This window comes from Litorilinea aerophila, from assembly GCF_006569185.2.
GTDB lineage: Bacteria > Chloroflexota > Anaerolineae > Caldilineales > Caldilineaceae > Litorilinea > Litorilinea aerophila.
In genome coordinates this window covers 69,721-84,259 of sequence record NZ_VIGC02000009.1, presented here as the reverse complement: position 1 = coordinate 84,259, position 14,539 = coordinate 69,721, and the positions used below count along the sequence as shown (strand labels likewise).

At 67.1% G+C, this 14,539-nt stretch carries 11 protein-coding genes; 6 read left to right on the top strand and 5 right to left on the bottom strand.

Going from position 1 to position 14,539, the window contains the following annotated elements:
• The first annotated feature begins 42 nt into the window (after positions 1–42).
• The 5 genes from FKZ61_RS08720 to FKZ61_RS08700 all read left to right on the top strand — a co-directional run bounded on the left by FKZ61_RS08720 (position 43) and on the right by FKZ61_RS08700 (position 6,010).
• Entirely contained in the window at positions 43–1,035 is a 993-nt protein-coding gene (locus FKZ61_RS08720) for a glycosyltransferase (protein WP_141609700.1), read from the top strand.
• Positions 1,032–2,084 (top strand): lysylphosphatidylglycerol synthase transmembrane domain-containing protein, encoded by a 1,053-nt coding sequence (locus FKZ61_RS08715; protein ID WP_170199457.1) that lies wholly within the window; start codon positions 1,032–1,034, stop codon positions 2,082–2,084. The genes FKZ61_RS08720 and FKZ61_RS08715 overlap by 4 nt, the downstream gene beginning before the upstream one ends.
• A gap of 207 nt (positions 2,085–2,291) precedes the next feature.
• Entirely contained in the window at positions 2,292–2,972 is a 681-nt protein-coding gene (locus FKZ61_RS08710) for an HD domain-containing protein (protein WP_141609698.1), read from the top strand.
• 126 nt (positions 2,973–3,098) lie between these two features.
• On the top strand, positions 3,099–5,501 hold the full coding sequence (locus FKZ61_RS08705) for a S8 family serine peptidase (protein ID WP_141609697.1): 2,403 nt from the start codon (positions 3,099–3,101) through the stop codon (positions 5,499–5,501).
• Positions 5,501–6,010, top strand: a complete 510-nt coding sequence (locus FKZ61_RS08700) for a MogA/MoaB family molybdenum cofactor biosynthesis protein (RefSeq protein WP_141609696.1) — start codon at positions 5,501–5,503, stop codon at positions 6,008–6,010. Before FKZ61_RS08705 ends, FKZ61_RS08700 begins: the two co-directional genes overlap by 1 nt.
• Positions 6,011–6,322: 312 nt before the next feature.
• Here the strand turns inward: FKZ61_RS08700 and FKZ61_RS08695 are convergent, their stop codons facing one another.
• From FKZ61_RS08695 to FKZ61_RS08675, 5 genes are all read right to left on the bottom strand, one after another.
• Positions 6,323–6,877 carry an NUDIX hydrolase gene (locus FKZ61_RS08695; RefSeq protein WP_141609695.1) on the bottom strand — a complete coding sequence of 185 codons (555 nt, stop codon included), beginning with the start codon at positions 6,875–6,877 and terminating at the stop codon, positions 6,323–6,325.
• Between the two features lies 1 nt (position 6,878).
• Complete coding sequence (menC, locus tag FKZ61_RS08690) at positions 6,879–7,988, bottom strand: o-succinylbenzoate synthase (protein WP_141609694.1); 1,110 nt, start codon at positions 7,986–7,988, stop codon at positions 6,879–6,881.
• Between the two features lie 83 nt (positions 7,989–8,071).
• A complete protein-coding gene (locus tag FKZ61_RS08685) occupies positions 8,072–8,938 on the bottom strand; it encodes a hypothetical protein (protein ID WP_141609693.1) in 867 nt (288 codons plus the stop codon).
• Between the two features lie 80 nt (positions 8,939–9,018).
• Positions 9,019–10,056: an AIR synthase family protein gene (locus tag FKZ61_RS08680; protein WP_141609692.1), complete on the bottom strand. Its 1,038-nt coding sequence runs from the start codon at positions 10,054–10,056 to the stop codon at positions 9,019–9,021.
• Positions 10,057–10,867: 811 nt separating this feature from the next.
• The gene (locus FKZ61_RS08675; protein WP_170199455.1) at positions 10,868–12,223 is read right to left on the bottom strand and encodes a LysM peptidoglycan-binding domain-containing protein; all 1,356 of its coding nucleotides are present in this window, start codon (positions 12,221–12,223) and stop codon (positions 10,868–10,870) included.
• A gap of 282 nt (positions 12,224–12,505) precedes the next feature.
• Here FKZ61_RS08675 and abc-f point away from each other — a divergent pair, with 282 nt between their 5' ends.
• Complete coding sequence (abc-f, locus tag FKZ61_RS08670; RefSeq protein WP_141609690.1) at positions 12,506–14,527, top strand: ribosomal protection-like ABC-F family protein; 2,022 nt, start codon at positions 12,506–12,508, stop codon at positions 14,525–14,527.
• Positions 14,528–14,539 lie beyond the last annotated feature (12 nt).

Genomic DNA, 14,539 nt, shown 5'->3' with positions numbered 1-14,539 from the left:
TCCATCGGCTGCATTATCCGTTTTTTGTGAAGGAATCATGTTATGTCTATGCCTGCCCAGGAGAAGCTCGTCTGTAGCGTCGGTGTCACGGCCTACAACGAGGAGGAGAACATCGGCAACCTGCTGACCGCCCTGCTGGATCAGCACCTCCACCGGGTGGAGATTGCGGAGATCATCGTGGTGGCCAGCGCCTGCACCGACCGCACGGTGCCCATCGTCCGGGAGTTCATGGCGCGCGACCCCCGCATCAAGCTCATCGAGCAGGAGCGGCGGGAGGGCAAGACCAGCGCCGTGAACCTCTTCCTGGCCGCCGCCTCCAGCGACATCTGCGTCCTGGAAAGTGGCGACACCATTCCCGACGAGTACGCGGTGGAGCACCTGGTGCGGATGTTCGAGGATCCCAACGTGGGCATGGTGGGCGCCCAGAAGGTGGCGGTGAACACGCCGGATCACATCGTGGGCCTGCTCAGCCATCTGCGCCTGCGTCTGGAGCATGAGCTCTGCCTGGAGATTCCCCGCCTGGGCGAGATGATCGCCTTCCGCAAGGTCTTCGACCGCATCCCGCCCGACGTGGCCATGGATGAAGCCTTCGTGGAGGCGCTGGTGGTCCGCCACGGCATGCTGGTCAAATATGCCCCCGATGCGGTGGTCTACAACACCGGGCCCACCACCATCAGCGACTTTGTGCGCCAGCGCCGGCGGAACCACGCGGGCCACCTCTATTTGAAGCACAAATATGGCTATGCGGTCAGCAGCATCCAGAATCGCCGGGTGTTGCGGGTGGCCCTCAAGGAAGTGTGGGGCGTCATCCAGCTGCTCTGGCTGCTCTTCCTGCTGGCCGTGTTGGAGGGGTGGAGCCGGCTCCTGGGCTGGTACGACTTTGCCATCCGTCGGGAGCGGCACGTGGTCTGGGACATGGCCTGGACCCAGAAGCAGAACGTGAAGTCTGCCCGCGAGCACATGCCCAAGGGGGTCATGGTGGAGCCGCCCAAGAAGGCTGTGCCAGCGGTTTCCCCAGGCCGGTTGAAACAGTGAGATCATACCGGGAACACCTGTTCAGCCTGTTGAAGCTGGCTGTTGGACTGGGCCTGCTCTACCTGCTGTTTGCCCGGCTGGAAGATCCCGGCCTGCTGTGGGAGCGCATGGTGCAGGCGAATAAGTGGCTGCTGCTGGCCGGCGCCAGTTGTTACGCCGGCGCGGTGGCCATCAGCGCGCTGAAGTGGGGTGTGCTGCTCCGGGCTGCCGAGATCCGGGTGCCTGTGCCCCGCCTTCTGCACTACCAGTGGGTGGCCGAGTTCTTCAACAATTTCCTGCCCGCGCAGGTGGGCGGCGACGTGATGCGGGGGTACGCCCTGGCCCACGACACCCGGCGCACCGCGGATGCCGCGGCCAGCGTCCTCATCGACCGTTTCCTGGGCCTGATCGTCTTCATGGCCGCGGCGGCCCTGGCTTCATCCGCCATGTTGCTGTGGGGAAAGCCCGACGGCACCCCGTTGACCGCCCAGGGGCTCCTCTTTCTGCGCTTTGCCGCCGTGGGGAGCCTGGGCTTCACCCTGCTTCTGCTGGCGGCGGTGGCTGCCCTGCTCAGCCGTCGGCTGAAGCGCCTGGCAGAACGGCTGCTGTCACGCCTGCCCCTGGCCACCTACACCATGCCCGTGTGGCAGAAGCTGGCCCAAGCCTTCAACGTCTACCGCCACCATCCCCGGGCCCTGGCCCTGACCGGCCTGGGTAGCGCGGCCATCGTGGTGCTTACCAGCATCAACATCTGGCTCATCGCCCGGGCCATCCACCCCGGGCAGGTCAGCCTGCTGGAAGTGCTGGCCATCAACCCCATCATCGTCTTTGCCCTGTTGGCCGTCCCCCTCTCGCCCGGCGGGCTGGGGGTGCGGCAGCTCTCCTTTGCCGGCCTCTTTCAACTCATCGGCCAGGGCTATGGGTTGGGCGTGGCTGTGGGCCTGCTCCAGCAGTTCATCGGCTACCTGGTCAGCCTGCCCGGCGGCTACCTGTGGCTGCGGGGGAACAGCGCCAGAAAGGCCACCGCCGAGGAGCTGGTCCAGGCCCGACCTTCGCCGGGCGATGTCTGAGGGGAACCGGCAAGGCGCACCAGACAGCCGTATTTGCATCCGGGCGGGTCACTGATACTCGCCCTTTTTGTTTGCTTTCCAGGCGTGGGCATCAACAGGTGGGTATTTCCAGGATGGGGAAGCCTTCAGGCGGATTTCCTGCCCCCATGCCGACCGCTTGACATCTGCCCCGTCGAGCCACAAGTTTCGTGAGGAGTTTTCTGCACCATGTCATCCGTCTACCTGACCGAGGAAGAAGCCCGTGCCCTGTACGTGCAGGGGGACGCCGCCCACGATTTCGACCATGTGCTCCGGGTGACCCGCCTGGCCGAACAGATCGCCCGGGCCGAGGGTGCCGATGTGACCGTCGTCCGCCTGGCGGCCCTGCTCCATGACGTGCCCGTGGTCGACGACGGGCCGGCGGACGCTCGCCTGGCCCATCACCTTCGGGCTGCCCGCTTTGCCGGCGACTTTCTGGCAGCCCGGGGATTGGGAACCGGGCAGGTGCGTCAGGTCGTTCATGCCATCGAGGCCCACCGTTTTCGGGATCAAACCCGACAGCCCGAAACGCTGGAGGCCCAATGTCTCTACGATGCCGACAAGCTGGACAGCATCGGCGCCATCGGCGTGGGGCGGGCATTCGCCTTCGCAGGCGCCCATGGGGCCCGGCTGTGGACGGAACCCTGGACCCAGGCGCCCGACTTCCCGCGCAGGCCCCAGGGCGCCGACTACACGCCGGTGCACGAGTTCGTCTACAAGCTGCGGGCTGTGTTGGATACCCTGCATACCGAAACGGCGCGTCGCATGGGCGCCCGGCGCCATGCCTTCATGGTGGCCTTCTTCGACCAACTGGATGCAGAGATGGCCGAGACCGGGTGGCCTGTCGCCGCGGACGGCAACGGCTCCTAGTACAGTCTGGCGTAAATACCACGGCAGAAATTCGGCGGCCCTACCTCTAGTGGGAACCATCGGCGAATTTCTGCCGGGATTTACTAGGTCCTGCCCGCCTTTGACCCACAGGGAGGAGCGAAACCCTTGTCCACATCCGGCCTAGTACCCGTCAACCCCGTCTCCTGGACGGCCCTGCTGGGGGCTGCTCTCTTCTCTTGTCTTCTGACCCTGGGGCTATGGAGTCTCCCGGCCCTGGCCCAGGAGGCTGCACCCGGCCAGGCAGTGGCCCCGGCAGCCACCTGCCAGCTTCCAGACTTTGCCCCGGGCGAGATTCTGGTGGGCATGGCGTCCCGCGTGGAAGGGGCGGCCCTGCAGTCGGACGCTGGCTCCCTGCCGGTGCTGGAGATCCTGTCGCTGAGCACGGGAGAGGGCACGGCCGCCCTTGCGGACACGGCCGCCCATGCCTACCGGCTGCAGGTGCCCGTGGGCCAGGAATGGGCCGTGATTCAACAGCTCCAGCGCCAGCCGGATGTCTACTTTGCCACGCCCAACTGGCTGGTCTTCGCTGCGGACAGCCGCCAGAGCCAGCCTGAAGTGCCGTATCCGGTGGACGATCCCCTGTACGCCGGTGAGCAGTGGTACCTCCAGCGCCTGAACGCCAGCCGGGCCTGGCAGGCCATCTTCAGCGAGACCCACGCCAGCCTGACGTCGGTGCAGGTGGCGGTGATCGATACCGGCGTGGATTACAGCCATCCGGACCTGGTGGGGCGGCTGTTGGCAGGCCGCAACTACATCTCGCCCACCCTCTCCGCCGCGGACCTGGATGGCCACGGCACCCACGTGGCCGGCCTCATCGCCGCCACCACCCACAACGGCAAGGGGATCGCCGGCCTGGCGCCCAACGCCCTCATCGACCCGCGCAAGGTGCTCCAGACGGACGCCTGCGGCCGCCTGAGCGGGACCATCGCCAACGTGGCCCAGGCCATCCGGGATGCCACAGACGCCGGCGCCCGGGTCATCAATCTCAGCCTGGACACCGAGACAGATCACCCCGTCCTGCGGAGCGCGGTCCAATACGCCTGGGGAAAGGGGGTGCTCCTGGTGGCAGCCGCGGGCAACCAGGGCACAGCCGTCCGCTATCCGGCTGCCTATCCGGAGGTGATGGCTGTGGCTGCCACGGACTATTTCGATCGGCGGGAGTACTACAGCAACACGGGCCTGGCAGTGGAGATCGCGGCACCAGGCGGTGATACCAACAGCGCCATCCGCAGTACCTGGTCCTCCCAGGTGGTGGCCGCCAGCAAGTGTGCCCTGGGCTACATGGTGGTGGATGGCGGCGCCTACTGTCGAGCCTCGGGCACCAGCATGGCCACCGGCCTGGTCAGCGGTGTGGCGGCGTTGGCGTGGGGGCTGCGACCTGGCTTGACAGCAGCCGATGTGCGGGCCATCTTGAACGAGAGCGCCTGGCCCCTGGATGGGACCGCGGAACAGGTGGGGAGCGGCCGGCTGGACGCCCACGCCGCCGTCCGTCGCACCCTCTTGCCGGACCTGCTGGCCGACACTTCCCAGCTCCGCCACCTGGCCCCGTCCGATGCCGCACCCATCTCGGTGACCCTGCACATCGAGAACCCTAGCGCCATCTCCATCCCGTGGGAGGCCAGCGTTTCAGCCGACCCCCACTGGCTGGCCATTGCCAGGCCCGGCGGCGTTCCCACCACGACCGGCACCCTCACCGGCACCGTCCAGTATGGCCAGCCCTTGCCGCTGACCGTGGTGCTCTCCCCCACCGGGCTGTCGCCGGGCATCTACGTGGGCACCCTGCGGCTGCGGGGCACCCGCCCCGATGGGGCGCGCGTCAGCCGGACGGTGGAGGCCCGGCTGACGGTCTATGCCGCGGGGACGGGCAGTCAGGTTTACCTGCCCCTGGTGGCCGGGGGACAGGACGCCGCCGCGGGGGTGAGCTTCCGGTGGGAAACGCCCCTGCCGGGCACCCGGACGGTCTACGGCCTGACGGACAACAGCAGCGTGGGGATTTCCCTGCCCTTCTCTCTGACCCTGCGAAGCCGGACCTACCAGACGGCCCGGCTTTATTCCAATGGGGTAGTCTCTCTGGGAGAGGAGTTGCCGGGCGTGGGCCTGCCCAACGGCTGCCTGATCAACCGGACCGCGCCGCCCCACGCCATCTACGGCTGGTGGGCCGACCTGGATCCCGGCGCCGGCGGTACCGTCTCCACCTTCTCCGCCGCAGCCGACAAGTTTGTGATCGAGTATGAACGGGTGCCTGCGGCCGTGGGCTCTGTTCCGCCGGGGGCATCGGCCTATCTGGTGACCTTCCAGGTGGTGCTGCACCGCAATGGCGCCGTCGGTCTCAACTATCGGGAAGCGCCGGGATGGCTGGCCGGGAACTGGCCCCGGGTCACCGTCGGCGTGACCACCCTGGATGGCCGCTTTCGCGGCCAGGTGGCGTGTGTGGATGAGTTCTATCGCCTGGGCACCGTGCCCGGGCCTCGGCAATCCTACTTGATTCAACCAGAGGAGCTGTACTGATGGGCGTCAACGTACACCGCCAGCAGGCGGAAAGCCAGGGGAGTGTCCCCATTGCCATCGTCACCGTCAGCGACACCCGGACCCCGGAAACCGACGTCAGCGGTCGCCTGATCCGGGAATTGGCCGAGGCGGCCGGCCACGTGGTGGTGGACTACCGCATCGTTCGAGACGAGCCCGACCAGGTGGAGCAGGCGCTGGACGACTTCGCCGCCGGCCTGGCCCGGGTGATCATCTTCAACGGCGGCACCGGCATCAGCCGCCGTGACCGTACCTTCGACGTCCTCAGCCGCCGGCTGGAGAAGACCTTGCCCGGCTTCGGTGAGCTCTTCCGCATGTTGAGCTACCAGGAGGTCGGCGCCGCGGCCATGCTGAGCCGGGCCACGGCGGGCGTCTACCGGGACCGCATCGTGGTCAGCACGCCCGGCTCACCCAACGCCGTGCGCCTGGCCATGGAAAAGCTACTCCTGCCAGAAATTCAGCACCTGGCCTGGGAGCTGGTGCGCACGTAGGTACAGCTATCTTTGCAGATCCGCCCCATCGATTTCACAGCCGCCCCCCATATCCGTGGCGTCCGATCTGTGCGGATGGCGGCTCCTGTCGTAGGTGCGGTCTCCGGCCGCACGGTGGCGCCCGGAAGGGCGCCCATTCCCGTAGGGGCGGGCCGCCGTGCCCGCCCGCTGTCGAACCAGCCACCCACGGCGGCCAGAGACCCGCCCTACGCACGTGTTGCACCCAATCCGGACAAAAGAAAAGATAGTGACCAGTTGCCAGCACCCCCGAGGAGACAGAGAGACTCCACCTCAGCGCTGTGCTTTTCCCTTTCACCCCGGATCGTCTCCGCCTTCGGTGAATGCATAGGCCATGGTGCCGTCGGCCAGGGGGCGGTAGTGGCCGAAGAAGATGGGGCCCGGGCGCAGGGCGCGGGGGATGAGCTCGTACAGGTCGTCCACCAGGGGATAGCTTCCCAGCGCATTCACGGGAATCCATTCAGGCGTGCCTTCGTCCGTGGTCTGCACCTCCCGGCTGGGGCTGACGCCATGAAAGACAAAGACCAGCACGCCGGGCCGGGGCGCCTGCTCGTCCGTGCTGGTCTGGATGTGGACGATGCCCCGCAGGGTCAGCCTGTCCACCTGGATTCCTGCCTCTTCCCGCAGCTCTCGTCGGGCCGCGCTGTGGATATCCTCGTCCGCCTCCACGTGGCCGCCCAGGCCGTTGTAGCGGTTGGCCCACAGGCGTTTGGTGGGCGCCCCTTTGAGCAGGAGCACCTCTCGGCCACCGGTGGTCGGGTTGACGCTGGTCAGGAAGATGAGGGTGCGGGGGATGACCTGGTGGCGGCGCTGCCCCGGGCCCGGAACACCCTGTTCCGACACGTTCATCTTACGCCCGCATCTCCCACCGTTCCACGGTCACCTCGTCCAGGTACGCCTCATCCACCTCGGCCCCGCAGCCGGGCGCCGTGGGCACGGTGAGGGTGCTGTCCTCGTTGAGGGTGAAGGGATTGTGGACGATATCCCGGGCGAAGTAGCGGGCATTGGCGCTGATGTCGCCCGGCAGGCTGAAATTGGGCAGGCTGGCCAGGGCCACGTTGGCCGCCCGGCCGATGCCCGTCTCCAGCATCCCACCGTGCCAGACGGGCATGCCTGCCTCTTGGGCCATGTCGTGAATCCGCTTGGCGTCCACGAAACCGCCGATGCGGCTGGGCTTGATGTTGATGATGTCACATGCCTGCATCTCGATGGCCCAGCGGGCGTGGGCAGGGGAGACGATGCTCTCGTCCAGACAGAGGGGGGTCTTCAGGTGGGGTTTGAGCTTGGCATGGTCGAAAATGTCGTCGTGTTCCAGGGGCTGCTCGATGAGCAGCAGGTTGAACTCGTCCAGCCGGGCCAGGTGCTCGGCGTCGCTCAGGTGATAGATGCTGTTGGCGTCCACCTGGAGCATCAGGTCCGGCCAGGTGTTGCGCACGGCCCGGGTCGGCTCGATGTCCCAGCCCGGCCGGATCTTCAGCTTGATGCGGCGGTATCCCTCTTCCAGGTAGTTGCCCACCACCCGGATCAGGGTGTCGATGTCCTTCTGGATGCCCACGCTCACCCCTACCGGCACCCGATCCCGGGTCCCGCCCAGCATCTCCTTCAGGCTACGCCCCTGGAGCTTGCCGAAGAGATCCCAGACGGCAAATTCCAGCCCGGCCTTAGCCATGCGGTTCCCCCGCACCCGGGCGAAGGCCGGGGGCACATCTTCCGGCCCCTGCAGGTCGGCCTGGAGCAACATGGGCACCAGGAAGTCCTGCTGGATGGTCCAGACGGTGTTGGTATTCTCCTCGTTGTAAAAGGGGCTGGAGCCCACGGGGGATTCCCCCCAGCCGGTGATGCCGGCTGCATCGACCCGCACGATGACCGCGTAGCTGCCGTCCTCGCGCCAGCCGCTGGTCTCAAAGGGCGTCACGTAGGGCAGTCGGATTTTGCGCAATTCCACTCGTTCGATCTTCATGGCATCACTCCTGGGTGGTGTTGGAGGTGGTAGATGGTAGGCGGTAGACGGTAGACAGTAGGCAGTAGTGGGTGGCGTGGTGGTCATTCGGGTTGGTGGATCAGGATGTAGCGCCAACCGTGGGACTCCAGGTGCAGGCAGTCGACCATGACATAGCCGGCAGCGAAGGCGGCTTCCAGCACCTGCCGCAGGTAGAGGCGCCAGGCCATGGAGAGCTCGCCGTCGGTGCGCCGGATGAGGCCGATGTCCTCGGGGATGGGCACGGCCAGGGGCCGCCCGTCCAGGGGCAGGGGCGCGTCCACCGGGTGGGGCAGGCCATGTTCCCCCTGGGCCACGGGCAGCACGGCCAGGGCGTCCGCCGGCCAGGGCTGTCGCTGCCGGGGGGTGGTCACCTCCCGCAGCACGTAGGGGCTGTTCAGGCGCCAGTCCACCTGACAGCGGTCGCTGGGCACGCCCGCGTTGAGGGCGTCCCGCAGCTCGCCGTAGACGTTGCGCAAATAGGTGCGGCAGGTGGCGCCCAACCGGTGGATGTTGAAGACGCCGTTGACCCGGTAGAGCGGATCGTAGGTCCAGGTGATCCAGTCGGTCAGGCCCTGGCGGAGCACCGCCTCCCGCTGGGCCAGCTTCAGCCGCAGGCCCACCCCTTTGCCCTGCCAGGCCGGGAGAACCCCTACCATGTGGCTGCAGATCTTGAGACGGGGCGGCGCACCTGGGGTGGCCGGATCGGTGCCCAGGCCCAGCCACCAGAGGGCCGCGCCCACCATGCCCCCGGTCTCGGCAGGGCCGGCCGGGTCATAGGCCCCCAGCAGGACGCCACCATTTTTGATCAGGGTCATGGTCACATGGTTGGGGACGACGTCGATGGTCTCGCTATGCCAGACCTGACGCTGAAGTTCCTGAAAATGGAAGCAACCTTCGATATCCTGAACAGGGCGGAAGGTGATGTTCATGGTGCTGGGTTCGATTGACTCACTCTTGTGGATTGTGTATGCCATGGCCAACGCACGGGGCTTTCCCCCAGGGGCGTGCCTCACGCCCAGAGGCGGGTGATCTCGTCCACCGGGAAATCGGGCAGGGGGCAGGGGCGACCCCGCTGGCGGGCCATCAGCCCCTGCTCGGGTGCCGTCACCCGGCCGATGACTGCGGCCGGCCACCCCTGGGCCTGCCAGCCTGCCAGCAGCGCTTCTACCTGCTCTGGCCCGGCCGTGGCCAGCAGCGCGCCCGAGGCGATGGTGCCCAGGGGATCCAGGCCGAATTCGGCGCACAGGCGCCGGGCCAGGTCGGGCACGGGGATGGCATCCAGGTCGATCTCCAGGCCCACCGCGGCGGCCATGGCCAGCTCTCGCAGGCCGGTGACCACCCCACCTTCCGTCGGGTCGTGCATGGCAGTGACCAGGGCCTGTTGGGCGGCGAAGTGGGCGGGCACCAGGACGCTGATGCCCGGGTCAAAGAGGAAGTTGGCCGCCCGGTCCAGCTCCTGGGGAGACCAGCCCCGTTCCAGCAGGATGGGGCGCATCTCCCGGGCGATGATGCTGGCGCCCTCCACAGGGACAGAGCCGGCCAGCAGGACCACGTCGCCGGGGCGGCTGCCGCCGCTGCGCACGAAGCGCTGTCGGGGGACGGTGCCCAGCATGGTGCCGGCCACCACGGGCTGGGTGACAGTGTGGGTCACCTCGCTATGGCCGCCGGCCACGGTGATCTTCAAGCGCCGGCAGGCCGCGCCAATCTGCTGGAAGATGCGCTCTGCCAGCTCCCGATCTGCCTGGCCCGCTGGCAGGAGGATCGTGGGCAGGTAAAAGCGAGGCACGGCGCCGGTCACTGCCAGGTCGTTGGCGCAGACGTTGACTGCGTAGTAGCCGATTTCGTCGGTGGCGAAGGTGATGGGGTCGCTCTTGGCCACCAGCAGCTGGTCGGATTGGGAAGCAAAATCGATCACGGCGGCATCTTCGCCCACGGCAGGCCCCAACAGAAGCGCGGGATCCTGGGTCGGCAGCCCGGCCAGCAGCTGGTGTAGCAGCTCGGGTGGCACCTTCCCGGCCTGGAGCCGGGCAGATTCGTGGTTGGCCATGGTGCTTTTTAACGGTGCTTTTCAATCGTTTGATGGTATTTCAACCGGCTCACATTGTTTCTAACCGGTTCATTGTACTGTACCTGGCAGGCCGCACCAAAAGCCGGGTGCCCGCTTTTGTGGGGGCGGGCCGCTGTTGCCAGGCCCACACGGACGCCGGTACCCCGTCGAGCTGGCCCCGTTCGGCGGGCCGGAGACCCGCCCTACGTTCCCGTTGTTCCCAATTCGCGTGGGTGGCAGCCCTGGCCGCACGGTTTCGCCAGATCCAGGCCGGTGAAGGGATGGCGACGGGTGCGCCATATGTAGAGGCGAATCATGATTCGCCTCTACCGCCTACGACGGGGGCACCGGTTTTCGTGGGGGCGGGCCGCTGTTGCCAGGCCCACACAGACGCCGGTACTCCGTCGTTCCGGCCCCGTTCGGCGGGCCGGAGACCCGCCCTACGTTCCCGTTGTTCCCAATCCGCGCGGATGGCAGCCCTGGCCGCACGGTTTCGCCAGAGGCAGGCTGGTGAAGGGATGGCGGCGGGTGCACCATATGTAGAGGCGAATCATGATTCGCCTCTACCGCCTACGACGTGGGCACCGGTTTTCGTAGGGGCGGGCCGCCACGGCGGGCCGCTGTTGCCAGGCCCACATGGACGCCGGTACTCCGTCGTTCCGGCCCCGTTCGGCGGGCCGGAGACCCGCCCTACGTCCCCGTTGTTCCCAATCCGCGCGGATGGCAGCCCTGGCCGCACGGTTTCGCCAGAGGCAGGCCGGTGAAGGGATGGCGGCGGGTGCGCAGTCTCGCTCGGCGGGTTCGTCTGGGTTTATGGCACGATGTGGACCGGCATGCCCAGGTAGGCGTTCTGGAAGAGGATGGCTGCGTCTTCATCGGTCAGCATGGCGCAGCCGAAGGTAGCCGGCTGGCCGATGAGCCCCTCCCAGATCTTCTCCCCTGTCTCCCAACTGACGGGCAGCCCGTGGATGCCGTTCTCGTAGCTCCCCACGTCGTAGATGCCCAGCCAGTAGGGCATGTCCAGCTGGTAGGCATTGCTCTGGGCCATCTCCAACTTGGTCTGAACCTGGAAGGTGCCGGTGCGGGTGATCCAGGCGCCGTAGCCGGTGCTGCACGGCCAACTGTAGGCCACGGCTTCGCCCCGCAGCAGCCAGCACTGCTGGCGACTGAGGCTGACCAGGAAGCGGGTGCCGGAGAGGGGAACCGGCGGCAGGCGCAGCGGGAGGGGCGGCGGTCCGAAGGGGATGCGCAATTCCAGGCCGGTGTACACCGTCTCCGCGTCCGGCAGATCGTTGTACTCCAGCACAGCCAGCACCGTGCTGTCGAAATCCCGGGCCAGCCCCGAGAGGGTATCTCCGGGACGGACGGTGTAGTAGAAAAAGCCGTTGCGAGCCGGCCCCAGGCGCAGGGGGGCCGGGGGCGGTGCCTCCGGCTCCGGCCGCGGTGGGATGGTCAACTGCTGGCCCACGTAGATGGCGTCGGGGGCCGCGATGCGGTTGGCGGCCAGCAGGTCGGCCAGGGAGAGGCCGTGGGCCTGGGCGATGCCGCCCAGGGTGTCGCCCGCCTGGACCACGTACACCGCTGCCGCCTGGCGGGAGCCGGCCTCCCGTGCCTCCCGCAGGTCTGCCGGCGTGGCCGGCAGCAGCAAAATCTGGCCGATGGCCAGCCCAGGGTTGTCGAGTGGGAGGTCGTTCAGCCGGGCCAGGGCTGCCTCGTCCACCCCGGCGCGCAGGGCGATGGTGTGCAGGGTGTCGCCCGCCTGGACCTGGTAGGTCCGGTTGAGGGTGGCGATGGGCGGACGGCTCGCTTCCTCCCCAGGTCCGACGGGCGCTTCAGCCATGGGGGGCGGGATGGCCATGTCGGCAGCCAGGCTGGGCGTCAGACGGAGCTTCTGCCCCACGTAGATGGCGTCCGGGTCATCCAGGCCGTTCAGGGCCATGAGCCGGTCCAGGGGGATGCCGTAGTTGGCCGCGATCTGGCTCAGGGTATCGCCCGCCTGGACTACGTGGATGGTGGCTTCCGGCGTAGGCGGCGAGGGCTGGGCGCTCGCTTGTCTGGCTGTGCCCACGCCCAGCAGGCCTACCAGCAGGAAGATCACCAGGGGACGAAGCAGGGGGCGGCCTGATCGTCCTGGATGAAGAAGAAAGCTGTTCTGGAAAAGGTTCATTCGGGTGCGTTCCATCTGGCGAGAAATGGGCGAGAGAGGCGTCAGGTGGTGCGCCAGCTGTGGGGAATAGCATAGCGAATGTGGATTTCTTTGACAAGTAGGGACGGCGTCTCGGTCATGGTTCCAAGCCCGTCGAAATGGCCTCCTGGGAGGCCGTACAGAAGCGCTGCCTGCTGTGCCCGTGGACCGGCTAAGCTACGCTCTTTGTTGAACTTATGGTAGACTCTCCTGCACAGAGGGGCTGTCTGTGAAATCTGTGGTTTCTGCAGTGGAGTCATCGTTATGTCCATCGTGACGCTGAACAACGTGGGCCATTCCTTCGGCGACTTTGATGTCTTCACCGGCATCACCGCGTCCATCCCCAACGACGGCAAGATCGGCCTGGTGGGTCCCAACGGCATCGGAAAGACCACCCTGCTGCGCATCGTGGCGGGGTTGGCCACCCCCACCACGGGCCAGGTCCACGTGGCCCAGGGCGCCCGCATCGGCTACCTGCGCCAGGAGGCCATGGAAGCCTTCGCCGGCCAGGACAACACGGTGTACGCCGAGATGCTCACGGCCTTTGGCGATATCAAAGCCCAGGAAGCGCAGCTGCAGGCGATGGAAGCCCGCATGGCCGCGGGGGATGTCTCCGAAGAACTGCTGGCCGAATACAGCGCCGCCCAACAGGCCTTCGAACTGGCCGGCGGCTATGAATACGAGACCCGCATTGCCCAGGTACTCCAGGGGCTGGGCTTCAGCAAAGAAGACTGGTCCCTGCCCCTCAGCCACCTGAGCGGCGGCCAGAAGACCCGGGCCTTGCTGGCCCGTCTCCTCCTGGAACAGCCCGATCTCCTGATCCTGGACGAGCCCACCAACCACCTGGACGTGGCAGCCATCGAGTGGCTGGAGGGAACGCTGCGTTCCTGGTCCGGTGCGCTGCTGGTGGTCAGCCATGACCGCTACTTCCTGGACAGGGTGGTGGACCGCATCTGGGAGCTGAGCCGGGGCGGTATTGAGGCTTACCGGGGCAACTACAGCGCCTACCTCCAGCAGCGGCAGGAGCGCTGGGAACGACGGGAGGCCGAGTTCCAGGCCATGCGGGAAAAATTCCTGAAGGAGCTGGACTACATCAAACGCAACATCGCCCGGGACAGCACCTCCAACATGGCCAAAGGCCGCCTGCGCCGGCTGGTGCGGGAGGTCAAGGTGGTGGAAGCGGGTGGCCTGCAGGCCCTGCTCAGCAAGCAGTGGGGCAAGGTGATGGAGGAAGTGGACATCGCCGATAGTCGCTGGGGCGTGGCCGATGTGGAGCAGGCCATCAAGGCTCTCCAGAGCCCGGTGACCCGGCCACCCCGACTGAACTTGCGGCTGCACACCAAACTGCGCAGCGGCAACCTGGTGTTGCGCACCAGCCAACTGACCATCGGCTACCCGGGCCACCCCCTTTTCGTGGCCGACCCCATTCAGCTGGAACGCCAGGAGTGTGCCGCCCTCATCGGCCCCAACGGTAGTGGGAAGACCACCTTCCTGCGCACCCTGATGGGCCAGCTGGAGCCCCTGGCCGGCGAGATTCGCCTGGGCGCCAGCCTGCGCATCGGCTATTTTGCCCAGGCCCACGAGGACCTGGACCCGGAGAACACGGTCCTGGAGGAGCTGCTCCGCCACAAGCACATGCTCCTGGGGCAGGCCCGCAGCTACCTGGCCCAGTACCTGTTCCGGGGTGACGACGTCCACAAGCCGGTGAAGCTCCTCAGCGGGGGCGAGCGGGGTCGGCTGGCCCTGGCCATCCTCGCGCTGGAGGGAGCCAACTTCCTGCTCCTGGACGAGCCCACCAACCACCTGGACATCCCCGCCCAGGAGATCCTGCAGTCGGTCCTGGAGCAGTTCGACGGGACCATCCTGCTGGTCTCCCATGACCGCTACCTGATCGACCGCCTGGCCACCCAGATCTGGTCCCTGGAGGATGGCCGCATGCACATCTTCCCGGGCACCTACGCTGAGTATCTGGCCGACCGTGCCCGACAGGTGGAGGCTGCCCGAGAGGTGGCCGCGACCACCCAGGCCAACGGGCGGGAAGAACTGCGCGCAGCCCGGATGCGCCGCAACGAAGAACGTCGGCGGGAACGGGCTTTGGCCGATCTGGAGGCGGAAATCCACCGCCTGGAGGCGGAAGTGGCCCGGCTGGAAGAAGCGCTGCAGCAGGCCAGCCAGGCCCAGGATCTGGCGCGCATCCAGGAACTCAGCCAGGCCTATGCCGAGACGCAGCAGGCGCTGGAGCAGTCCATGGAGGCGTGGGCCGAGCTGGCCGAAGCCCTGGCGTGAGCAGAAAGGAGA